The 22308-nt window shown below is 48.0% G+C and carries 18 protein-coding genes; 12 read left to right on the top strand and 6 right to left on the bottom strand.

Annotation, left to right across the window (positions count from 1 at the left end; translation table 11 throughout):
- Positions 1 to 6 precede the first annotated feature (6 nt).
- The 3 genes from EVJ28_RS06930 to EVJ28_RS06920 all read left to right on the top strand — a co-directional run bounded on the left by EVJ28_RS06930 (position 7) and on the right by EVJ28_RS06920 (position 4052).
- Positions 7 to 1296 carry a hypothetical protein gene (locus tag EVJ28_RS06930; protein WP_131488454.1) on the top strand — a complete coding sequence of 430 codons (1290 nt, stop codon included), beginning with the start codon at positions 7 to 9 and terminating at the stop codon, positions 1294 to 1296.
- 29 nt (positions 1297 to 1325) lie between these two features.
- A complete protein-coding gene (locus EVJ28_RS06925) occupies positions 1326 to 2498 on the top strand; it encodes a CDP-glycerol glycerophosphotransferase family protein (RefSeq protein ID WP_131488452.1) in 1173 nt (390 codons plus the stop codon).
- 135 nt (positions 2499 to 2633) lie between these two features.
- Positions 2634 to 4052, top strand: a complete 1419-nt coding sequence (locus EVJ28_RS06920; RefSeq protein ID WP_131488450.1) for an oligosaccharide flippase family protein — start codon at positions 2634 to 2636, stop codon at positions 4050 to 4052.
- Positions 4053 to 4227: 175 nt separating this feature from the next.
- Here EVJ28_RS06920 and EVJ28_RS14340 read toward each other — a convergent pair whose 3' ends face one another.
- The gene (locus EVJ28_RS14340) at positions 4228 to 4359 is read right to left on the bottom strand and encodes a hypothetical protein (RefSeq protein WP_255417538.1); all 132 of its coding nucleotides are present in this window, start codon (positions 4357 to 4359) and stop codon (positions 4228 to 4230) included.
- Positions 4360 to 4375: 16 nt separating this feature from the next.
- Between EVJ28_RS14340 and EVJ28_RS14090 the strand changes: the two genes are divergently transcribed.
- Complete coding sequence (locus EVJ28_RS14090; protein ID WP_161566961.1) at positions 4376 to 4519, top strand: hypothetical protein; 144 nt, start codon at positions 4376 to 4378, stop codon at positions 4517 to 4519.
- 89 nt (positions 4520 to 4608) lie between these two features.
- Here EVJ28_RS14090 and EVJ28_RS06915 read toward each other — a convergent pair whose 3' ends face one another.
- From EVJ28_RS06915 to EVJ28_RS06895, 5 genes are all read right to left on the bottom strand, one after another.
- Positions 4609 to 5730 (bottom strand): transposase, encoded by a 1122-nt coding sequence (locus EVJ28_RS06915; RefSeq protein WP_161566960.1) that lies wholly within the window; start codon positions 5728 to 5730, stop codon positions 4609 to 4611.
- Positions 5696 to 6163, bottom strand: coding sequence for a transposase family protein (locus EVJ28_RS06910; RefSeq protein WP_131488446.1), 468 nt, complete (start codon positions 6161 to 6163; stop codon positions 5696 to 5698). The genes EVJ28_RS06915 and EVJ28_RS06910 overlap by 35 nt, the downstream gene beginning before the upstream one ends.
- Positions 6164 to 6324: 161 nt before the next feature.
- Positions 6325 to 7653, bottom strand: coding sequence for a PDDEXK-like family protein (locus EVJ28_RS06905; RefSeq protein ID WP_161566958.1), 1329 nt, complete (start codon positions 7651 to 7653; stop codon positions 6325 to 6327).
- A 17-nt stretch (positions 7654 to 7670) separates the two neighbouring features.
- A complete protein-coding gene (locus tag EVJ28_RS06900) occupies positions 7671 to 9176 on the bottom strand; it encodes a hypothetical protein (RefSeq protein ID WP_131488442.1) in 1506 nt (501 codons plus the stop codon).
- The gene (locus EVJ28_RS06895; RefSeq protein ID WP_131488440.1) at positions 9173 to 10861 is read right to left on the bottom strand and encodes a hypothetical protein; all 1689 of its coding nucleotides are present in this window, start codon (positions 10859 to 10861) and stop codon (positions 9173 to 9175) included. Before EVJ28_RS06895 ends, EVJ28_RS06900 begins: the two co-directional genes overlap by 4 nt.
- 132 nt (positions 10862 to 10993) lie before the next feature.
- Between EVJ28_RS06895 and EVJ28_RS06890 the strand changes: the two genes are divergently transcribed.
- The 8 genes from EVJ28_RS06890 (at position 10994) to EVJ28_RS06855 (ending at position 22290) form a co-directional block, all read left to right on the top strand.
- Complete coding sequence (locus EVJ28_RS06890) at positions 10994 to 12157, top strand: transglutaminase domain-containing protein (protein ID WP_161566957.1); 1164 nt, start codon at positions 10994 to 10996, stop codon at positions 12155 to 12157.
- Positions 12158 to 13412: 1255 nt separating this feature from the next.
- Positions 13413 to 16766 carry an Ig-like domain-containing protein gene (locus tag EVJ28_RS06885; protein WP_145963152.1) on the top strand — a complete coding sequence of 1118 codons (3354 nt, stop codon included), beginning with the start codon at positions 13413 to 13415 and terminating at the stop codon, positions 16764 to 16766.
- 223 nt (positions 16767 to 16989) lie between these two features.
- Positions 16990 to 17445, top strand: coding sequence for a hypothetical protein (locus EVJ28_RS06880; protein WP_131488434.1), 456 nt, complete (start codon positions 16990 to 16992; stop codon positions 17443 to 17445).
- Between the two features lie 209 nt (positions 17446 to 17654).
- The gene (locus tag EVJ28_RS06875; RefSeq protein WP_131488432.1) at positions 17655 to 18413 is read left to right on the top strand and encodes a YveK family protein; all 759 of its coding nucleotides are present in this window, start codon (positions 17655 to 17657) and stop codon (positions 18411 to 18413) included.
- Positions 18379 to 19074 carry a CpsD/CapB family tyrosine-protein kinase gene (locus EVJ28_RS06870; RefSeq protein WP_131470128.1) on the top strand — a complete coding sequence of 232 codons (696 nt, stop codon included), beginning with the start codon at positions 18379 to 18381 and terminating at the stop codon, positions 19072 to 19074. Before EVJ28_RS06875 ends, EVJ28_RS06870 begins: the two co-directional genes overlap by 35 nt.
- A gap of 10 nt (positions 19075 to 19084) precedes the next feature.
- Positions 19085 to 20302, top strand: a complete 1218-nt coding sequence (locus tag EVJ28_RS06865; RefSeq protein ID WP_201738405.1) for a glycosyltransferase — start codon at positions 19085 to 19087, stop codon at positions 20300 to 20302.
- Entirely contained in the window at positions 20299 to 21225 is a 927-nt protein-coding gene (locus EVJ28_RS06860) for a glycosyltransferase family 2 protein (protein WP_131488428.1), read from the top strand. Before EVJ28_RS06865 ends, EVJ28_RS06860 begins: the two co-directional genes overlap by 4 nt.
- A gap of 15 nt (positions 21226 to 21240) precedes the next feature.
- Positions 21241 to 22290 (top strand): EpsG family protein, encoded by a 1050-nt coding sequence (locus EVJ28_RS06855; protein ID WP_131488426.1) that lies wholly within the window; start codon positions 21241 to 21243, stop codon positions 22288 to 22290.
- The last annotated feature ends 18 nt before the right edge of the window (positions 22291 to 22308 follow it).

Raw genomic sequence — 22308 nt, 5'->3', positions numbered from 1 at the left:
GAACTTATGCAAATAAAAGTATTATATTTGATAATTAGTGGAACTTTGCTAATTAATCTATTAAAAGGATTTAATCTTGTGAATTTAGAAAGTAACTTTGTTGTTAATATATTTATACTTTTATTTTCTATAATTATAATTTTTTTAATTTTAACTGAAAACAACAATTCGAAAATAATTAATAATTTGAAATACTTTATAATTTTAACATTCGTAATAAGATTATTACTAATGTATTGGGATGTTTATTTTAGTTCAATAGTCAGTTTGCCTGGTAGTGGAATGGATACTCTAGCATTTGATAGATGGGCTAAAGAATATGTCAATAATGATCTCAATGGAGTTAATGGGTATGCAGCAGTCCTTGGTATTATATATAAAATTTATTATCCTAATGCTTTATGGGGACAATATTTAAATGTGATTCTATCCATACTTACTATATATATAGTTCAAGAAATATTTAGTAAGTTAGAAATTAAAGATAAGTATAAAGTCTTTGGAATTCTAATTTTATGTTTTATACCAAATTATTTAATATCTTCATCAATTTTATTAAGAGAAAGTATTGTGATATTTTTATTAGCGCTATCTATAAGGAATTTTTTGATATGGTGGCAAAGCGGAAAAAATATATATGTACTAAATTCGTTAATTTCAATTTTATGCGCTACTTATTTGCATTCAGGTACAATAGCATACGCGTTAGCGCTGTTTCTTATTATTGCGTTTGCCAATAATAAAGACAGAAACTTTAAGATAAACATATCTACTTTTACTTTAGGTGGATTAGCTATCGTGTTCTTCATAGTAATATATAGCTTCTTTGGGAACATATTTTTAGGCTACGCAAATGGTATAGAGTCTGTTGAAGATTTTGTAGATAAGTCGGAGAATGCAGCATATGGTAATGCAGCTTACTCCGCAAACCTAATCGAAAGTAACTCAGTGCTAGGATTGCTTGTAAATAGTCCTATAAGAGCCTTATATTTTTTAATGTCACCACTCCCGTGGGATTGGCGTGGATTAGGTGACGTTATTGCCTTTTTAACCAGTAGTTTATTCTATTTCCTAGCTCTTTTTTATGGGTTCAAAGCTTTAAATATTAAAAAATACAGGAATAAAAATCTTCTAATCGCAATCCTTATTTTTTCTCTAACCAGCGCATTTATTTATTCTTGGGGTGTCTCTAACGCAGGAACAGCTATAAGACACAGAGATAAATTTTTAGTGGTTTATTTGATGATCTTAGTTATATCGTTAGATGGATTGTCTAAAAAAAACAAAAATACTTGATAATTCTTGATTTGTAAAGGAGAAGATAAATGTCGAAACTTACTTATGCAATCTATGAAAGAATTATTAATCTACTTCAAGAAATTATGTCGAATTTAAACACCAAAATGAAAAAAGAGAATAGAATTCTTTTTTACAATTATGAATTAAGAGATAATTCTAAATATATGTTGAAATATATAAGTGAGAGAGAAAAAAATCAAATAATATGTTACACAAACAAAAAAATTCTCGAGAACGAGAAATTAAAAAACGTGAAATATATTAGCAATGTCTTTAAGCTATTCTACTATTTATTGACTTCAAAAATTATTATTCAGAGTTTTGATTTGAGATTTAAATTTAAGCCCGGTTTAAATCAAATGATAATTCAATTATGGCATGGGTCACCGCTCAAAACGATTGGAAACGACAGTACTTTCAAGGAATATGGAAAGCAAAGAGCAAGGTATTTTACTCATGTTATATGTGCTAGTGACTTTTTTAAAAACATATATGTTGAAGCTTTTGGCTGTTACGACAGTCAAATTAAAATTTTAGGGAATCCAAGAAATGATTTATTATTTGAACCTTTGGAACCTCAAGAGATTAATAATCTTTTTAATACATCGTTTGATAAAGTAATTATGTGGATGCCAACCTACAGACAATCAAAAATTTTACATGGAATCGAAGATTCAATGCTTGAGATACCTATCATTGATAAGGAAAACCTTCCTGAAATAAATGAATATTTAACAATGAAAAATGTAGTAATCGTTTTGAAACTTCACCCTTTGCAAAATGATATAAAATTAATTGATGGTCAATATAGTAATATAATTATTCTTAAGGATGAACTTTTAAAAGAAAAAGGTTATGAATTATATAATTTGCTTGGTTACTCACATGCCCTTATTACAGACTATTCCTCTGTTTATTTTGATTATCTTCTGTTAGATCGTCCTATTGCCTTTACTATTCAAGATATTACTGAATACAACGATAACAGAGGATTTACGGTAAATAATCCAAAAGAATTAATGCCAGGTGTTAAGTTGCAAAATGCTCAAGACTTAATAAAATTTATTGATAGCTTGGTATTACAAGAGGATTTTTTTATAAATGATAGAGCAAGAGTTAATGATTTAGTAAATTTATACAGAGATGGAAAAAATAGCGAAAGAGTTTATAAAGAATTAGAGAAAATATTGAAGTCATAAAAACTATTAGTTAGCCGTGTCATTTATGATTGAACCAAGCAAATATAAAAATGTTTTCTTAGACACTTTTAATAAAAAACGCTTTAGAGTTGAATATGCACAATATACTTAATAACTGATACTAACGAGGGAATCATGAATAGAAACAAAGAACTATTTTTCAATACTATCTTGTTCGCTATAGGAAATTTCGGATCCAAATTCATACTATTTTTATTAGTACCTTTGTATACATTAACAATGACAGCTGAAGAATTTGGGACAGTTGATTTAATTCAAACTGGCGTTTACTTAATATGGCCAATATTATCATTAGGCATCTCTGAGTCTGTTATGAGATTTATTATCACCAATAAGAATGCTAGAAGCGAAGCGTTGCTATTAGGCTTACTTATAGTGTTTATTAGTGGTCTTCTTACTTTAATTGCAGCTTCAGTTTTAAATAAGGTAGAGATATTTGAAAACTACGCCTACCTTTTTTCTTTTCTTTATATAGTAATAGCTACTAAAAACATTTTATCTCAATTTTGTAGAGGGATAGAAAAAATATTAATATACTCAATTGATGGTATAGTTTCAGCATTAACTTTAACGATTAGTAGCATCGTGTTCTTATATTTTATGAACTTAGGTATTAACGGATATTTATACGCAATAATAATATCTAATTTAATCTCAATATTATTCTTATTTATTTATTGTGAGATAATAAAATATTTATTTACGGCAAGAATCAACAAAATATTATTTAAAGACATGATTTTCTATAGCTTACCTCTGTTACCAAACACACTATCATGGTGGATTATACAAACTTCAGACAAATATATACTATCTTTCTTCAGTGGAGTATTAGTTGTAGGACTTTATTCAATGGCTTACAAGATTCCTTCGATATTTAATTTAATAGTTTCTGTATTCATGCAGGCGTGGCAATTGATTGCAATCAAAGAGCTTGAAGAGGATAAGGGAGGGTCTTACTTCAGTTCAATATACAAATATTATGTTGCTGTAACGTTTATCTCTAGTTCAATTATTATACTGTCTACAAGGCCAATTGCGTCATTAATTTTCAAAAATGATTTTTATGATTCTTGGAAGTTTATACCTTTACTTATGGTGGCTTTCACTATTGGTAATTTACAAGCTTTTTACGGCAGTATTTATACAGGAGTAAAAAAAACAACTAAGGTATTTATTTCAACTCTAATTGGAGCTATCGTAAATATTATTCTAAACTTTATTTTGATTCCTAGTGCAGGAGTGTATGGAGCACTGGTTGCCACAATTGCAAGTTATTTTATAATCTATCTATACAGATTAAACGACGTTCAAAAATATTTATTGATGGATCACGCTACTAAGAAAATATCAATATCATTGATATTATTGTGTTTATTGGCTGTTTTTTATGGGTTTGACTACATGTGGACTGATATATTAAGTGTGGTTCTAGGATTTTTATTAATTTTGATATATAGTACAGAAATCTGTGAAATAGCAAAAAAAATATATCATCATTTGGTGGGATTAATAAGTAATCACAAACCGTAAAAAAGATTTATAGACCTATATAAAAAGAATTTCATTAAGTATAAGCATTTTATTGCATTAAATGTAACATATTTTTAAAAATACATTAATTCATTCAGGAGGGCACTGAAAAACTTCATCTGCTTTCATTGCCCTTCGAGCCGCCCTGTCCGGCACGCCGCTTTCCTGGGGGCGGTCAGCGAGCCGCATCGCGACGATGTCGCTGCTGGGTCTCGCCTTGCCCGCTGTTCCCCCGGGAGTCGGCGTGTCCTCGGGGCGACGCTGTACGTCCTTGCCGTTTCGGACTAAACTGGCTATAACTACACATCCTGGAGGCGATCCCGATGATGCCAGACCTGCCGAACATGCCGCCGAGCCCGTATGCGGCGCTTTACGATCTGTTGATCCCTGCCGATGACGAGCTACGGCTCATCCACGATCTCGTATCGTTCGATTTCGTCACCGACCTGCTCGCGGACACGTTGTAGACGTCAAGTTGATTTGGCTCTTACGCATTGTTGGGGAAGAATGTCGGACTAGCCTATCGACAGAATCTACTAATATATTAATATATATTTTAGGAGGGCTCATACAACACCTTGATCCGCAACAATCTGAAACTGGCCCGCCCATACATGATGCGTTTGATCAATTTGAGCCGGTTGACGTGACCCTCGACGAGACCGTTGCTCTCAGGATTTTCACAAGCGTTCTTGATTCCTGCTGATTCTTTGAGCAGTCGCCGGACGAACCTGATAGTGAAACGATTCCTGCGTTCGAACTCTGACGTCAACAGGACGAGCATACCCGATCCGTCCATGTGCCGGATCGACTCGCGAAAGCTGTGGACGAAACAGAAAACAGGCCGAAGTTCCGGGAAGCGGATCAAGAGCTTGTCGACGACCTCTCTGCGCTCGGGAGCGTCTCCCATATGCCATTTCCACAGGTATCCGAGTGCGCGTTTCCGGGGAATGAACGGAGGCTCGGGATAACAGGATATGTTTCGGCGGTCGCGTCGTACTGCTTCCACGGCCAGCCGGACGGCCCGGGAGGCGGCTGTGTATCCTTCACCCCTCACTGTCTCAAGGATTTGCTGCACCGTGAGGTGTTTTTCCTCCAGTTCGAGGATGCGTCCCTTCCACTGTTGGACCTCGTGTGATTTGCTCCTCTTGCCCCATATGATCGGCGCTTCACGATTGATGTCGTTGTATACCGTGTTCCGGCTGATCGAAAGGCGGCGAGCAATCGAGGCAATTGATTCTCCTTCTGCCCTTGCCCTTTTGATTTCAAGCGCGCGATGCCAGGTCGGATGGTCCCATCTTTTCCGTTCTGCTTCATCCTGATGCGGGTTCGCGTCTATCCGTTCTTCCTCATCCAGGAAAATCTTGTTCGGCAGGATGGACGTGATCGCCGTTTCATACAATTTCCAGAGGTTCTGGACCAGATGAAAACGATCGAGGACGTCGATGACCGGATGGGATGTCAGACGGACTGCCTCTGCATAAGGCAAGAAGCGGTCTCGAGACACCAAAATGATCCGTGGCTGATTGTCGAGCCATTCCAACACGGCCCCCGTATCTCGCGACGGCAGTAGGTCGATTGGACGACCTGTTCTCAGGTCGCAGATGATCGTCCCATACGTATGTCCTTTCTTTAGTGAAAAGTCATCGATCCCGACGAAAGGGGCTCGTCGCCTCATTGACGCTTGTCTTGTAGACCAGACGGAGCACGGCATCGTGGCTGATCCGGATGCCGAACTGTGAACAGACCCGCTCGGTCTGTAGGGCGCTCATAGAAAAAGCGAGCGCTCGTATCTGCGAGTCCAGACGAGAACTACGGCGGTTGTAGGACGGGAGCCACTCGAGACGCTCGGCGAACACGGATTGGGCGCAATCATACTCGTCACAGAACCATTTCGGCAATGCGAGGCGAACAGAGACTGGTATCGCTCCCTCCGGGATGTCCATCCAGGTCCGTGTGTACATGCTATGACGTCTTGAAGAATGGCAGTCACATCGCGGACATGATGCACCGCTGCTTGACAGTCGAGCTTCAACATGGATTTGACTCTCTTCCACACTAAGCAAGGTGACCGACAGTCGTTCATCCAAACGTTCCAGGGTACGATCCATTGTTTTCACGACCTTTTCCCTGATTATACAACGATAGCGGATAGTCAGCACCTTCACCTAATACGCGTAAGAGCCGCTAAAATTACATTTTGAATGAGTCTGGCTTAAGACAAATGAAAGACCATCGTACCTGTCCTAGACAAGTCCGATGGTCTTTTGCGTTACGCTTTGACTGCATATAGATCATCCAACACATCGGTCACTGTCGCGCTGAACGAACGGAACGCCGGGTCATCGATAAGTGAGGTCATCGCATCTTTGACGAAGGTGGCGTTCGTCCAGTCCGAGACTTCGGTCGTCTCGGTATAGATGCGGGTGAATTTTTTCCCTTCTTGCTTTCCAGACTTCCAAAACGAGATATGCTTCGCTTCGAGTGCTTCCAGAAGCGGCAGACGTTCGGCATAATCGATCGGTCCGACCTCGACGTAGAGCTTGAGACGCTTGCTGCCTTTTCGTTCGAACCAGATGATCAATCCATAGTTGAGCCAGTACTTCTTCAAGCGATCCATCTGTTCCAAACTCGGTAACCAATCGTCCATGACAAAGTTGGGGACACGGGGATGGGCCGAATATGTCGTTATACCTTGTTCTTTCACAAACTCTAGGAACGCTTGACGAACGAGATCACTTCCCGTCTCAAAGATGTAGTCGATTGTCTGGCACTTTCGATTATAGATGAGGAGCAGGTGACGTTTCGTCTCAGCGTCGAACGTGGTGAGCGTCTTCACCGCTTGGCGGAGCTCGATTTGTTTTTGTTTCGCCGGATTGGCATTCGCGTACAATAAGTGAATCGCAGACGCATAGTCTTGATAGAGTTGCAGAGCCGTCTCCATCGTCTTCTCGTCATCGACGAGTCGTTCTTCGAGCAGAGTGACGTAGTACGATAAGAAATCGTGGATGTTGTCAGCAATTGTCGCCTTGTTCAATGTCAGCTCTTGCTTGATGATGTGGAGCACGTCTTCATACGTTAACATCCAGTACGCATCGTGCGACGGTGTATCACCCGACAGCGTTAAGAACACAGGGAGAACGTTCCATTCTGAATAGTGTTTCTTTACACTTGTTAAATAACGGGCCAGCTGACCTGCGGATTCAACTGAATGAACTTTGTTTTCGATGAGTAAGACGATGTTCAACGTCGGTATTTCAATGAGCAAATCGACCGCACCATTCCCATTCGTTGACCACTCGCGGTGGACGACGACGTCGGACAATGACGCATGAGCGAATGACAAGTAGGGAAATTCATCGATTTTATTCTCGTTATCGGCTCTCGTCACAAGATTCATGAGCACTTTGCGTAAGAAAAAGCTTCCAAGCCGATGATTTTCGTTTGGATCGAACAACCAAGCTAGGACGTTCGAATGACGAATCTCGTATTTGGCGACGCGGAGTACTTTAAACGGGTTGAACTCATTGAATTGTTGATCGAGTTTATTGAATTCGGGTGTGTTTTCAAGTTGCAGGATTGTATCAAGTGAGTAGGCCATGTTGGACTCCTTTATTATCAGTATGTATCGCTTATTTTTTTCCATTCTTGTTCAAGGTGGGCATCGACTGCTTTCCAGTCATACACGTCTTTCCCGAGTACATGCTTGAGCTCTTGCATCGAGGCGAAGGCGAAGCGGCTCCAAGCGACGTAGTTTAGTCGTGTCGCAAACAGAATCGGCACGTTGCCACTTCGAATGTACGCATCCATCCCATCAGTCAGGCACAGGGCCCCGTGACCAATGAGCAGCATTTTTCGAAGTGTCGGTTTGTTGCCGATAGGGATTGACTCCAACCATCCGTTTTTGTGATAAAACAGACTCTTCAAACCCCAGAGCAGGCGGATGACGAGTTCGTTGAAGACGACCGGAACCGCCATCGCGACACCGTGACGAGCATCATACCCGCTCTCGAACACTTTTGTCGAGAAGTCGGCAAACGAGAGTGTCTTGCCTTTATGGGAAACCTGTCCGAAGTCAGCGAATTGGAACAGTTCGAAAAACGGGAGCGGGATACCGGCGCCACGACGACCATCGTCATGCCCTCGGACACCACTCGATCCTGACACGTCTGATAAAAGGTGGCCGAGCCAGTTAGCGAATCCGGCGAACAGTTTGGCCAACACGTTTCCACCTTGAAGCACCTGGGTCCCGTCTTCTTTTGGCTCGAGTCGAAGCAGTCGGCCGTCCGAGATGAAACTGGCCTTACCCGTGAATTGATCCAAAATCGAGAAGAACAAACCGATGATGTCCGGCGCGTGGGCGAGCGATTTCAAATGATGGTCCGACGGGCGCATGTTGAGCGTTGTTGCGCCCATCTTTAAATCACTCGCATAGCGAGCGTCGTAGTTCACTTTAAACCGACGCTCTAAAAAACCGATGGCGCTCGCAATCGAGTCCGGTTGTTTCCGGAGTTGGGCCCCGTTCTTTTTATCCTGCTTCCAGACGAGGTTTGCGAACTTGATGACGACGTTGTCGACTTTTTCGTCCGACCATGCGCGCAATTTACTGTCGGCCGGGGAACCGACGAAGAAGCTGTCGATCAAACCGGCGACAAGGCCACTGAAGGAGGCAGTCATATAATCGTAGCGGTCACATTCCGCTTCCTTCAATAGAAACTCCTCTTTAAACGTTGTCGCCAAGTCGTGTCGCTGTCGTGCTGTCAAAAGATGGGCGAACGGGTCGTCGAGCCCGGTCACGTCATGTCGCGTCGCGTACATATCGAGTTCGGCCAAGTAGATATCCCAAGAGACGTCCGAGACTTGAATCGGCTCGAGGTCGTCAAACATCGGGACGGCTAACGGCGCAAGCGTTGTTGCCTCCGCTGGAAGAGACTGTCCGTTCATGAGCCGCATCATATCTTCAAACAAATCATCGAGGACAGCAGCCTGCGCATCTTGTGTATTTTCAAGTTGTGATAGATGCTTGTTTACTTCACCTAAGCGTTGCTCGGCCTGGGCGGCTTGATGCTGTTGGACGAGTAGCGCTTTCGCTTTATCGATCATGTCTTGTTCGGACCGGTTCATCTGTCACCGAAGACGTTCTTGACGAGACGCTTCGCTCCACCCGTCACTTCAGCGAGACCGCCGCCTGTCATCTCGAAGTAACCGATCGCTTGGAATGACTCATGCAATTGTTCTAGTTCTTCAAGCGTGAGCGTCTCTTTCAAGACGAGCTCCTCTTCGTTACTGAACGTCATGTCATCCAATTGGATTGGTTCAGGCGTGTAACACGTATAGACGTAATCGCGAATCTTTTGATATGTCGCTTTCGACGTCAACTCGTCTAAGCGAACCGCACTCAGTTTTGACGGTAGTTGTGTCATGATTTGTTCTTTCTGCGAATGGGTTTGCTTATCGGCGCTGAATTGAGCACTTTGGCTGAGCATTTGTAGCATATTGGATAACTGATTGATTTTCTCCGAATTTTCATTCCCCTGTTGGATGGCGACAACGAGACGACTGGAAATCTCATTGATGTCTTCGAGCAAATAGTTGAGCGTCTGCTGAGTGTTCCGAATGATGGCTTGAAGCATATATTCCCGTTGCTTGTTATTCTCGATATCTTTCATTCCAGTAATTTTCTTCAATCCCTGATACGTGCCGACCCCGATGACGACCAACACCCCGATTCCGGTAAACATGCTCGAAAAACCGAGTAGACCGCCCATGCCGAGTGAAGCGAGGCCAGACGTCAATCCGGCGGCGCTCAAGCCGACGACAGATCCTGATAAATAGATGGCCGTCAATGGGACTCCGACCGCGGCCGCTTTCGCCGCCAAGTCTTTCATCGACTTGGCAATCTCAGAGTCATTTTTCCGGAACGTCAAAATATCCTCATCGCTTTGGATAGCACTTGAGATAAGTTCGATTTCTTCTCTTGAAATCGACAGATCCTCTTTCAGCTGTTGGAGAAACGCATTCTCAAACCATGCTGAGAGCGGCCGCTTTAATTTGAACAGATAAAGTAAATCTTTGAACAATGATTTCTCGACGATGGAGAAATCGAGCGTCGTCGATAGGGTACGTAATTCTTCAATCAAGTCGGTCGTCGAAGTGTGAAGCGACGGGTTGCTCAAGTAGCTTCGAAGCTGCAATCGATACTCGGAACTGAGGTGAATCCGAGTGACGAGTGACATGAGTTCACTGTACTCTTTCGCATCGATTTGCTGGTCGTCGACGAAGGTGAAGTTCGCCAAAACTTTTAAATATGTAAGCTTATACGTTTCCGGCAAGTCGGCGAGCGGTGTCACTTGCGAGACGTTGACGAGTTCGTCTTCTTTGTCTTTGAGCGCTGCGATGCCGTTTAATAACTCGACGACGCCTTCGACGTTATACGTCGCGAGCTTGTCGGTCATACTATAGTCGTATTGCTCGGTGTGCATGACGACATGAAGCTTCTCTTTCCGCTTGTCGTTTTTATATGTTACTTCTCGGTCCAAGTCGACATGTTGCAAATCTTTGTAGAGCACACAGATTGGCTTTTCAAGAAGCGGTTTGAAGTAGAAGCGGTCCCCTAAAAACAGCATGCCTTCTTTGCCGCTCTTAAAGAGCGTCGAATCGTACAAGACGACGACGTGTTCTGGAAGTGCATCTTGCGCATAAGTTTTAATGGCACCGTTCAATTTTTTGTCGGGTACGTTTGGGGCGATATGTGTTCCGTCACCGAGCACAGTTTGGGCGTACTCTTTCAAATATGTATTAATATTCATGTGGCAACACCTTCCATATATTGTTTATAAAGTTATTATATACTTATAGGGGTTTAAGAGTAGGGAAAATATTCTACTCGGTAGCATAAATGAACGAGAGGAGAAACGAGCGCCGTGAATGTCATCATGTATATGTTGATCGTGTTATTAAGTGGGGGTATTACGATTCTCTTATTTCGTCAAGGACGTGAAATGAGGATTGTTTATCGGGCATTAAAGCGTGAACTTCGTCCCATCCAGAACGAGTTGAAAAGGTATGAGCACAATCCCGCCAGACAGTTTGAACTACTCGATCCGGTGTACCGGAAAGTCGTGTTTCAAGTTCACCCTAAACTGAAGATGAAACGGACGCAGCTAGAACAGATGGTCAGCGATGAACTGAACAGATTGATTAAAAGCAAGCGGTCATCAATTTGGTCATCAATCGTCGTGACTGGACGTGGCGTGTTGACGATGACAATGCTCGGGGTCAGCTTCGTGAGCGGGCACATGGTGTATACGGAAGGTGACATGACGGAACTGTTCGGACCGAAACAAGTGGAGAGTCAATCCGCTACGATTTTAGGGGACACGTTTGAGCTACCGAATCAGATTGCTTCTCCCGAAGAGCTCGGCATGGCAATCGCCTACCATATGAGCCAATTCGATGAATCATTCAGCATCCGTTATATCGGTAAAAGTCGTGACTTCGAGCAGACGATGGATGAAGCGTGGGATTGGCTCGAAGCGAACCATATTTATGTCTTCCGCTTGTCACGCGGAGGCGAGACAGAGTATCGGGATCACGGCGGGTATGTCGATTTGGATATGCGGTTAGCCTACGATATGAACATCGAGGAAGCTAAGCAAATCGAAGCAAAAGTCGATCAAGTCGTCGAGGAGATGCCTAGCGGCTTGAATGATTATGAGAAAGTGAAATATGTGAACGACTTTGTCGTCTTGAATACAGCTTATAACTTGGATAGCGTGGCGAGTCCGTTCACCCCGTACTCGATTCTATTCAACGGGGAAGGTGTCTGTGAAGGATATGCCTTGACGACGTTGCTTCTATTAGAAGCGGCTGGAGTAGAGGCGAGATACATCTCAGGCGAGGCTGGGACAGAGCTACACGCGTGGAACCTCGTCAAGCTGGACGGCGCTTGGTATCACTTGGATACGACGTGGAACGATCCGGTACCAAACCGGCCGGGAGAGGTGGGGTACGACTACTTCTTAGTGTCGGATGAGACGCTAAGAAGTGACCATTCATGGGAAGAAGAGACGTATCCGTTGACGGCGACAGCGAACTATCATTGAGGCAGGAGTGAAGCGATTGAAGCTTCGCTCTTTTTTGTTGCATTCATACACTTGTTTTTAAAAATAGGTCATTTCGTTTTTGAGAAACGTGCTATATTCTTAGTTGGGATTTATAGGGTTCATATTCAAAAGTCTACATATAGGTGTTGGGAAAAGAGGAAAACATATGAAGAAGTGGTTCATTCAATTGATAACTATTATACTCGTATTAAATTTGTTTCAGGTATCGTCAAAAGCCAGTGTTGATAATCAAGCACCCGAAGTAATTGAGTACTTTCTTGGTAACCAATCTCACTCAATCGGCGCTAACGTTATTGTGTCAGCAAAAATCACTGATAATTTAAGTGGCGTAGGTGGTGCCATTATGTATTTGAAAAAACCAATCAGTCACGAAACGATTAGAATCCATCTATTTTCAAAAGGGAACGGGATATATGAAGGAAGCTTGTCAATCGTTCAAGGCATGGAGCCAGGGCGATACGAATTGGATAAAATTTTTGTCTACGACAAGGTTAGTAACAGCAAAGACTTTCGTCCTTCACTGAATAATAAAGAGTTCTTTGATCTTATCAATATGGAGCAAGACAATGAACCTCCTCAAGTAGTCGAATACTCATTTGACAGGATTGAGTATGCTCCAGGCACAACGATGAACGTGAATGCGCATATTATAGACAACTTAAGTGGGGTTGGTGGTGCCATTATGTACTTGAAGAAACCAATTAGCGGCGGCACAATTGGAATTCATTTGTTTCCTAAAGGCAATAATAAGTATGCAGGGTCTCTCCAGATAATCAATGGGATGGAGCCAGGACGCTACGTAATCGACAAGATATTTGTATACGATAAAGTAAGCAACAGTACAGATGTTCGAAAGTCGCCAGAGGACACTCGATATTTTGATGTAGTGGATTCTGAGAGAGACAGCGAGGCTCCTCGAGTACTAGGATATTCTATTGAACATAAAGAATACTCGGTTGGATCAACAGTCAATATTTCAGCTCGTATTGCAGACGACTTAAGTGGTGTCGGAGGAGCTATTATGTATTTAAAGAAACCGCTTAGCGGGAACACGGTAGGAGTTCATTTGTTTTCCCAAGGCCAAAACATTTATAGTGGTAGCCTTCGAATGATTGACGGTATGGAGGTTGGGCATTATGTCGTTGATAAGATATTTGTTTACGACAAAGTGAGCAACAGTAAAGACATGAAGTATACGTCACCTGATAATCAAGGTTTTTTATATAGAACTGAGTTGAATCCACCGACATTCAATCGCTTCGACGAAAACCATGTTGAACTCGACGAAGGAGAAGCTACTTCTTTCACCGTCTTCGCTACAGATGACTTGAAACTGAAGTCGGTCGATGCGGTGTTCGTGAACGGAGAAGAGTCCATCACGCTCTCTAGTTCGAACGTGACGAATGAAGGATTCCAATTCGATTTGAACCGCAGCGACTTCCCGGAAGGAGCAGGGACGTGGAAGCTGAAAGAATTGACGATTGCTGACTTGAACCAAAATACGACGACGGTATCGGATGGGTTGGTATTCACCGTGACGACGTTACCGAAAATCGAACCGGTCGATGCGGTCATCGTCAATTCGGACGACTGGTGGAGCTACACGACGATCAATCAAGACGTCTACATCATGCCGGGTGCGACGTTGACGCTCGGACAGAACACCGTCTTAAACGGAAACGTTTACGTCGGCGGACGGCTTCGTCTGACGGGTGGGGTTCAAGCGAAGCATGAGATTCGAGCGAGTTCGTTCACATTTGGCCACTACTATCCGTACCAAGACGGGATGGTGACGATGTCGGGCTCGAACTCGATCTCCTCGATGATCGCAACGAGCAATTTGTATGGCACGCTCCCGTTCCGCTTGAACGAGACGCCAGTATTTGAGACGAACGGGAACGTCACCGTCGCCGGTGCGTTCATCCCGCTCGGCACATTATACGTGAACGATGAAGCGGTTCAAGCAAACGCAAACGGGACGTTCCGTCTGGACATGGAAACACCGGGTGACCACGCGCTTCGTTTCGCGATGACCGACCAGTTCGGAAAGACTCACCGCTGGACGTATAAAGTCTATACGCGCGACTTGCCGGTCGTCTCGGTGAGCAAGGACAGCGGCATCTACTTGCGAGGGGAGACAACCGAGCTGACGGCGACGAAGCAGGCGACTGTCTACTACGCCAAAAATGAGGAGACTGCTAGCCCGTATACGAGGGCAATCCCACTCAGCGAGACCATGTCGCTCACGGCACATGCGGTCGATGAGATCGAGCTCACGTCCGAGAACGTGACACGTCGTTATGAAGTATTCCACGTCGACGACGTGACGAATCGGGACACGTCGATTCGAGGGAAGGCAGAACCGGGTACGGAACTCACGCTCACACTCGGACAACTGCCGGTCGTGACGACGGCGAAAACGGACGGGACGTTCGCTTTCACCGGTCTTGATTTGACTACCGATTCGTTTACGATTCAAGCGACGCGCGGCCTACTGACGAGTGACGTGTATACGAAAAAGATTCGTGACGTCCTCCCGCCTGTCGTGTCAGGTGTGGAAAACGGTAAATCTGTCTCCATGCCAGCGACGATTACCTTCAATGAAGGAACCGCGACGTTGAATGGGAAACCGTTCACTTCTGGCCAGACGGTCGATCAAGACGGGAAGTACACACTCCTCGTTCGAGATGCGAGCGGAAATGAGACGACGCTGCAATTCACGATCGATCAGACTGCCCCAGTCGTCACCGGGGTAACCGACCAAGCGTTAATCAATAAAGCCGTCGCGGTAGCTTTCAATGAAGGGACGGCGACGTTGAACGGGAAACCGTTCACGGGCGGAGCCGTGACGAAGGCTGGGACATACGTCTTGCGCGTGACCGACCTCGCCGGTAACGAGACGGCGTTGACATTTACCATCGACCTCATCGCACCGGCAATCGAAGGCGTCGACGCGGCGTTCTACCAAGACGGCGTGACGCCAAACTTTGCAGAAGGAACGGCGACGCTCAACGGGAAACCGTATACACCCGGCACACGCATCACGACAGAAGGCACGTATACACTCGTCGTGACAGACGCTGCTGGAAATGAGACGACGCGCGAGTTCACGATTGACCGAACTCCGGTCGCGGTGACCGGGGTAGCGGACGGAGTGACGAAAGACATCGTCAGCCCACGTTTCACGGAAGGGACGGCGACCTTAAACGGGAAACCGTTCACATCGGGACAAGCCATCACGGGCGACGGTGCGTATACACTCGTCGTGACAGACGCTGCTGGGAATGAGACGACGCGCGCGTTCACGATCGACCGGACCGCGCCAATCGTCACGGGCGCGACGAACGGGACGTTCAACAAAGCGGTCACGCCTGTCTTCACGGACAAAGCGACATTGAACGGACGGGACTTCATGAGCGGCACAACCGTCACGAATGAAGGGACGTATACGCTCGTCGTGACGGATCTGGCCGGCAATAAGACCGAGATTCGTTTTACGATCGATCAGACGAAAGTGGAGGTGAGTGGTGTCGAAGACGGCAAGACGTATGTCAGTGTGACACCGCGCTTCACCGAAGGCAAGGCGACATTGAATGGGGCGTCGTTCGTCTCTGGCCAGACCGTATCAACAGACGGTGACTATACGTTGAGCGTGACGGACGAAGCCGGCAACGAGACAGTCATCCGTTTCACGGTTGACGCGACACCCCCTGCAGTAATTGGTTTAAACAAAGGCCAGACGCATTACCGCGAAGTCGCACCGACATTCGCAGAAGGGACGGCGACATTGAACGGACAACCGTTCGCCTCGGGCACGCGTATTTCCCGGGAAGGGGCGTACACGTTGCGCCTAGTCGACGCGAGTGGCAACGAGACGACTGAGACGTTCACAATCGACCGGACGCGTCCAGCCATCACCGGCGTGACGGCAAATCAGCTGACGAAGCAGACCGTCACGATTCGGTTCAATGAAGGCACGGCGACGTTGAATGGGAAGGCGTTCCGGACGAACACGCAAGTGAGTGTGTCAGGCAACTATACGCTCCGTGTGACGGATGCGGCTGGCAACTACAGCTGGCTCGCGTTCACGATTGATAAAGTCGGGCCGACAAAACCGACGATCCTCACACTCACGAACAAGTCGACACGTGTGACCGGTAGAACGGAAGCCAGGGCGACCGTGCTCATCACGTATGGCGGGCGGACGTATACAACGAAGGCGAGTTCGACCGGTGTCTATGCGTACAACCTGAAGACGACGAAATCGGGGGCGGCGGTATCCGTTCGGGCCCGCGATGCGGCGGGTAACGTCTCGAGCCTGACGTCGACGAAAGTGCTCAATACGTTCTCGACGTTCACGACCAATCCGGTCAAGTCGACGCAAACAATCGTGACCGGCAAAGGGAAGCGGGCCGCGACGGTACAGGCGTATGTAGGGACGAGAGCAATCAGTAAAGCGGTAAAAGTCGATGTGAAAGGGAACTATCGGTTGATGATCCCGAAACAAAAGACAGGGACGGTCATTACGGTGAAGATGACCCAAACCGGTTATCAAGAAGTGAAGAAGACAAATAAAGTCGTAAGATGACAAAACGCAGGTTGGCGAGGTGCCGATCTGCGTTGTTGTCACTTTAGAGATGAGGAAGGGCACTTGGATTATGTAGATACCATAGGCGGGATATGTGAAACAGACACAAGCGGTCATCGTCAACTAACCGTGTCGGATTAAGCCTAGGATTCATCCAGTTCTTGAAACCAATCGAACGAACGCCCGTATACAGAGTAACGACTGAATAAAGGAGCGCTGACCTATGAGACGCGAACAACATATCCGTCGCCTCGTCGACTACGCACGGCAAGGCAAAGCAAAAGCGATTATGATCGGAGCCGGTTCCATCTTCCTGACGAGCACGTTCCTGCGAACGGTCGACATCTCACAACCGCTCCTCATCGGACTCGGGTTTCTCGGCGTCGTCCCGCTGCTCGTGCGTGAATGGAAGCTCGGGACAATCCGGAGTACGTTCAACGATGACGCGACGTATCAACGGCTCATCCGCTTCCCGTTTTGGCTGACGCTGTTTGGCCTCCTTGTCTTGTACGCGTTGCTTGGGTGGTTTGAAACCGGCTCGCCGGGGACGTCGTTCTTTCTAGCGCTCGGTGTCCTGTTGCTTGGCATGTTCGGCCTGCAACGCGCCTTCGACCGCGTCATCTTAAAGCTCGAACCCGACTATATCACCGACCGCGAACTGCATCGCGAACTGAACTGACCGACCGTCTCCTCGCGAGGCGGTCTTTTTTTTTAGGTCCAAGTTCCTAAAAAGACAAAGAACGAAACGGAACGGCAACATGACATGATGTTGCGAAAAAATGATAAATGATTCCCTCCGATTGTCAAGATGAACAGGGAAAGAACGTATTACGGTAGGCTCATGCCTTATTTCTGTCGTCCATTTTGTCTATAAGGAGGGAAACATTCATGAATCAGCAAACGACGATCGTCGGTGATCTCGTCGAGGTACTTAAGAAAAGCAAGTGGTTACTCGTACCGTTCATCCTGCTCGGCGGGCTCGCTGCTTATTATGTGAGCACGGCGTTCATCCAACCGACGTACGAGGCCTCGACGCAAGTGCTCTTAGTGACCGAACAAGAAGGCGACCGCGTCGACAGCTCGGAAGTGCTCTCGTCGCTCTCGCTCGTCAATACGTACCGAGTCATCATGAAGAGCCCGGCCATCTTGAACGAAGTGACAGAGCGCGTCCCGAACGCGCCAGACCCGATCAGTGACGTGCTCACGGTCGAGAGTGAGGAAGAGTCACAAGTCATCAGCGTCGTCATCACCCATACGGACGCGGCGGTGGCGGCCGAGACGGCGAACGTCATCAGCGAAGTGTTCGCGGACGAGATCCCGGACTTGATGAACATCGACAACGTCCGCATCTTGTCGCCGGCTGAAGTGCCGCTCACCCCGATCTCACCGAACATCCTCATCAATACAATAATCGGTATGTTCGTCGGCTTGTTCTTCGGCGGGCTGATCGGTCTCTTACGCTACGTGTTCGACAAACGGATCCAAAACGAACAAGAGGCGGAACGGCTGTTAGACCTTCCCGTCATCGGGTCGGTGCCGGTCATCGAACGGCGTGACATGAAACCGAAAAAAATAAAAACGAACACCCCTAAAGGGAAAGGAGAGGTCCCTCATGTTTCTGAGAAAAAAGAACGACAATCTTCCTGATTACGGGCAGCGTGATTTGATCACGCTCGCCAATCCGAAGTCGCCGATCTCGGAGCAGTATCGGACAATCCGGACGAACCTCGAGTTCACGTCGATCGGTCAGAAGCTACAGATGATCAACGTCACATCGGCCTCGACCGGGGAAGGGAAGTCGACGACCGCGGCGAACCTCGCCGTCGTCTATGCGCAGCTCGGAAAGCGCGTCCTTCTCATCGACTGTGACCTTCGTAAACCGACGGCGCAGTTCACGTTCAACCTCTCGTCCCAAGCCGGGCTATCGACGATTCTCGTCGGACGGATCTTGCTCGAGCGGGCCATTCAAAAGACGGGCGTCGAGCGGTTGTCGCTCCTCACCGCAGGACCGATTCCGCCGAATCCGACCGAGCTCATCGCTTCTGACCAGATGGTCGAACTGCTCGACGAGGTGCGCCGGCAATACGATATCGTCATCCTCGACGCACCGCCGATGATGCAAGTGGCGGACGCCCGTCTGCTCGCAAAAATCGCCGACGGCACGATCCTTGTCATCGGCTGCGAAAATTCGGAGCGCCAACTCGTCGTGAAAGCGAAAGAACAGCTCGAGCGGACCGGGACGCATATGCTCGGCCTCGTCTTGAACAAGCGGAAGAGCGGACGGCATAAGTATTACGCGTACGAGTGAGGTGGCGACGATGAAGATTCTCCATATTAACGCGATCAACGACGTGAAGAGCACTGGACGAATCTGTAAAGAACTCGCATCTGTCCATCACGACTGCGGACACGAGACGCGTGTCGCCCACTCGACGGGACCGGTCACCGAGGCGAGTTACGTCATCGGCGATCCCGTAGACGTGAAGCTGCACGCGCTGCACGCTCGCATCACCGGACGGCAAGGCTACGCCTCACGATTTGCGACGGAGAATTTGGTCCGTGACATCGAGCGCTACGCTCCGGACGTCGTCCATCTCCATAACTTGCATGCCAACTACGTTCATCTCAGGACGTTGTTCGAATACCTGGCCGCACGCGACATCCCGACCGTGTTGACGCTCCATGACTGCTGGTTCTTCACCGGCAAATGCACGCATTACACGACGGCCGGGTGCAACAAGTGGCAACACGGCTGCGGCGACTGCCCGCAACTTCGGGACGATATCCCGAGCTGGCTGTTCGACCGGACGAGTGAGATGCTCGACGACAAACGTCGCTGGTTGACGGCGATCCCGCGCCTCGCCGTCGTCGGGGTCTCCGACTGGATCACGACCGAGGCGCGCTTTTCGTTCCTCCGACACGCTGCCGTATTGCGCCGGATTCATAACTGGGTCGACCTCGACGTGTTTCGTCCGGTCGACGCGACCGAGCTCCGGGCACGGCTTCAGTTGACCGACAAGATGGTGCTGCTCGGTGTCGCGAGCACGTGGAGTGAGGCGAAAGGGCTCGGTGCCTTCCTCGACCTCGCGGCGGCACGTCCGAACGACGCCTTTCTCTTGATCGGCCGGCTTAGCGACACAGAGCTCCCGGCCAACGTCATCCACGTCGACGAGACGAACGACGCCCGTGAGCTCGCCCGCTACTACGCGCTCGCCGACGTGTTCCTCAACTTATCGGAAGAGGAGTCGTTCGGCAACGTCACGGTCGAGGCGATGGCGTGCGGGACGCCGGTGCTCGTCTTGGACGCGACCGCGAGCCCGGAACTCGTCACCGACGATACGGGTGTCGTCGTCGCGACGCGGGGACTCACCGATTTGAATTACGGGATCGAGCGCATCTTTGCCCGTGGCAAACGGTCGTACAAAGACGCGTGCGTCACCCATGCCCGGACGAACTTTGCGCTCCGTGACCGCGCCATCGACTACTTGGACGTCTATGCGGCGCTCCGACACGAGAAAGTGAGGAATATTCTATGAAACCACTCGTCTCGATCATCATCCCGGTGTACAACGGGAGCAACTATTTGGCCGAATGTATCGACAGCGCCCTGGCCCAGACGTATACGCACATCGAAGTCATCGTCGTCAACGACGGCTCGACCGACGGAGGGAAGACGGCCGCCGTCGCCAAAACCTACGGCGACCGGATCCGTTACATCGAGCAAGTGAACGGCGGCGTCTCGAGCGCGCTCAACCGTGGGATCGACGAGATGCGCGGTGACTTCTTCTCTTGGCTCAGCCACGACGACTTGTACGCCCCGCGAAAAATCGAGGCGCAGCTCGAGACGCTCGAGCGGGAAAAACTCGACCCGTCGCGGACGATCCTCGTCACCGGCACCCGCTTCATCGACGAACACGGGGCCCCGATCCGGCGTTACCAGCGCAAATTCACCGGGCTGTATCAAGCGGGTGATATGTTCCGTCACTTGATGCTGACGTCGAGCCTGAACGGTTGTGCGCTCCTCATCCCGCGCGCGGCGTTCGCAACGCGGCGCTTCTCGCAGGAGGACCGGTTCATCCAAGATTGGATGTGTTGGATCGGGTTCGCGCTTGACGGGTTTGACTACTATTTGACGGATGAGCCGCTCGTTCTGTCCCGGATTCACGGGGCCCAACAGACGAAAAAGATTGCCCACCGTGCCGAAATCGAATCGGACCGCTACCTCAGCCAGTTACTCCTTGACGTCGAGCGCCGTCCGGACGCGGGTACGCTCATCCCGATCATCTTGCGCCATACGTTCAAAGAAGATGCGGTGGCGGTGCGTGAAGCGTATCTCGCGACCCGGGACGTGCGTGACTATTTCAGTCCGTTCGAACATGGGCGTCTGCGGTTCAACGGACTGTTGATCTCGAACTTGCTGTCGCTCTATCGGGGCGTCACGAACCTCATCTATCGTTAGAAAAGAGGCGACCTCATGACCATCTATCTCGTCAACATCGCACTGCTCGTCCTCTGGGCGATGCTGCTCATGCGTTCTGACACGACTTACAGGCGCGGTTGGTTCGTGACGTTCGCGACCGTCCAGTGGATCGTCTTGTCGGGATTTCGTCACATCTCGGTCGGGGACGACACGGCGCAATACGGAGCGCTTTTCCTTGCGACGAAGCCGTTGCCGCTCGAAGCGCTGACGCGGGACTTCTTTACCCTCGTCTTCACCGAGAGCGAGGACCCGGGCTATTATTTGTTCCAACGGCTCACCCAGTTCGTCATCTCGGACTATCAACTGTATCTCGTCTTGATCGCCGTCATCTTCATGGTGCCGCTCGGTTACTTCATCTATAAATATTCGAGCGAGCCGCTCATCAGCTTTTTGATCTTCTCGGTCCTGTTTTATGAATTTTTCGCCGTGACGGGGTTACGCCAGACGGTGGCGACGGCGCTCGTCGTCCTCATCGGTTATCACTTCGTCCGGGCCCGCAAGCTCCTACTGTTTCTCGTCCTCGTGCTCGTCGCCATGACGATCCATAAGTCGGCGCTCGTGTTCTTGCCGTTTTATTTCTTGGCCAACCGGCAACTGACGAAAGCGTACATTCTCGGCATGCTCGGCTTCATCGCCGCCTTGTTCGTGTTTCGGGGCCCGTTCTTTGAGATGTTGGTGACGTTATCTGGCTACGACACGTATGACTACATGAATGGGGCGGGTGCGATCAACTTCAGCGTCATGCTCCTGTTCGTCCTGCTCGTCGCCTTATGGCGGCGCGATGAGATCTTGGCGAACAACCCGTCGGCGACGCATTACTTTAACGCGTTGTTCCTCGCGGCATGCTTCTTGCCGCTCACGTTCATCAACCCGTCGATGATGCGGCTCGTCCAATACTTCACGCTGTTCTTGATTCTGATGATCCCGGAGATCCTCAAGACGTTCGAGCGGCGCGAACGATTGCTCGTCTATTACGCGGCGGTGACGCTGTTAGTCTTGTTGTTCCTGCAGGACGCACCGGTGTATACGTTCTTCTGGCAGTAAGGAAGAGAGGTGGAAACA

This window comes from Exiguobacterium sp. SH3S3, from assembly GCF_004337115.1.
GTDB classification, from domain to species: Bacteria; Bacillota; Bacilli; order Exiguobacteriales; family Exiguobacteriaceae; genus Exiguobacterium; species Exiguobacterium aurantiacum_A.
Note: the sequence above shows the minus strand (reverse complement) of the source record. Positions and strands in the feature narration are given on the sequence as shown.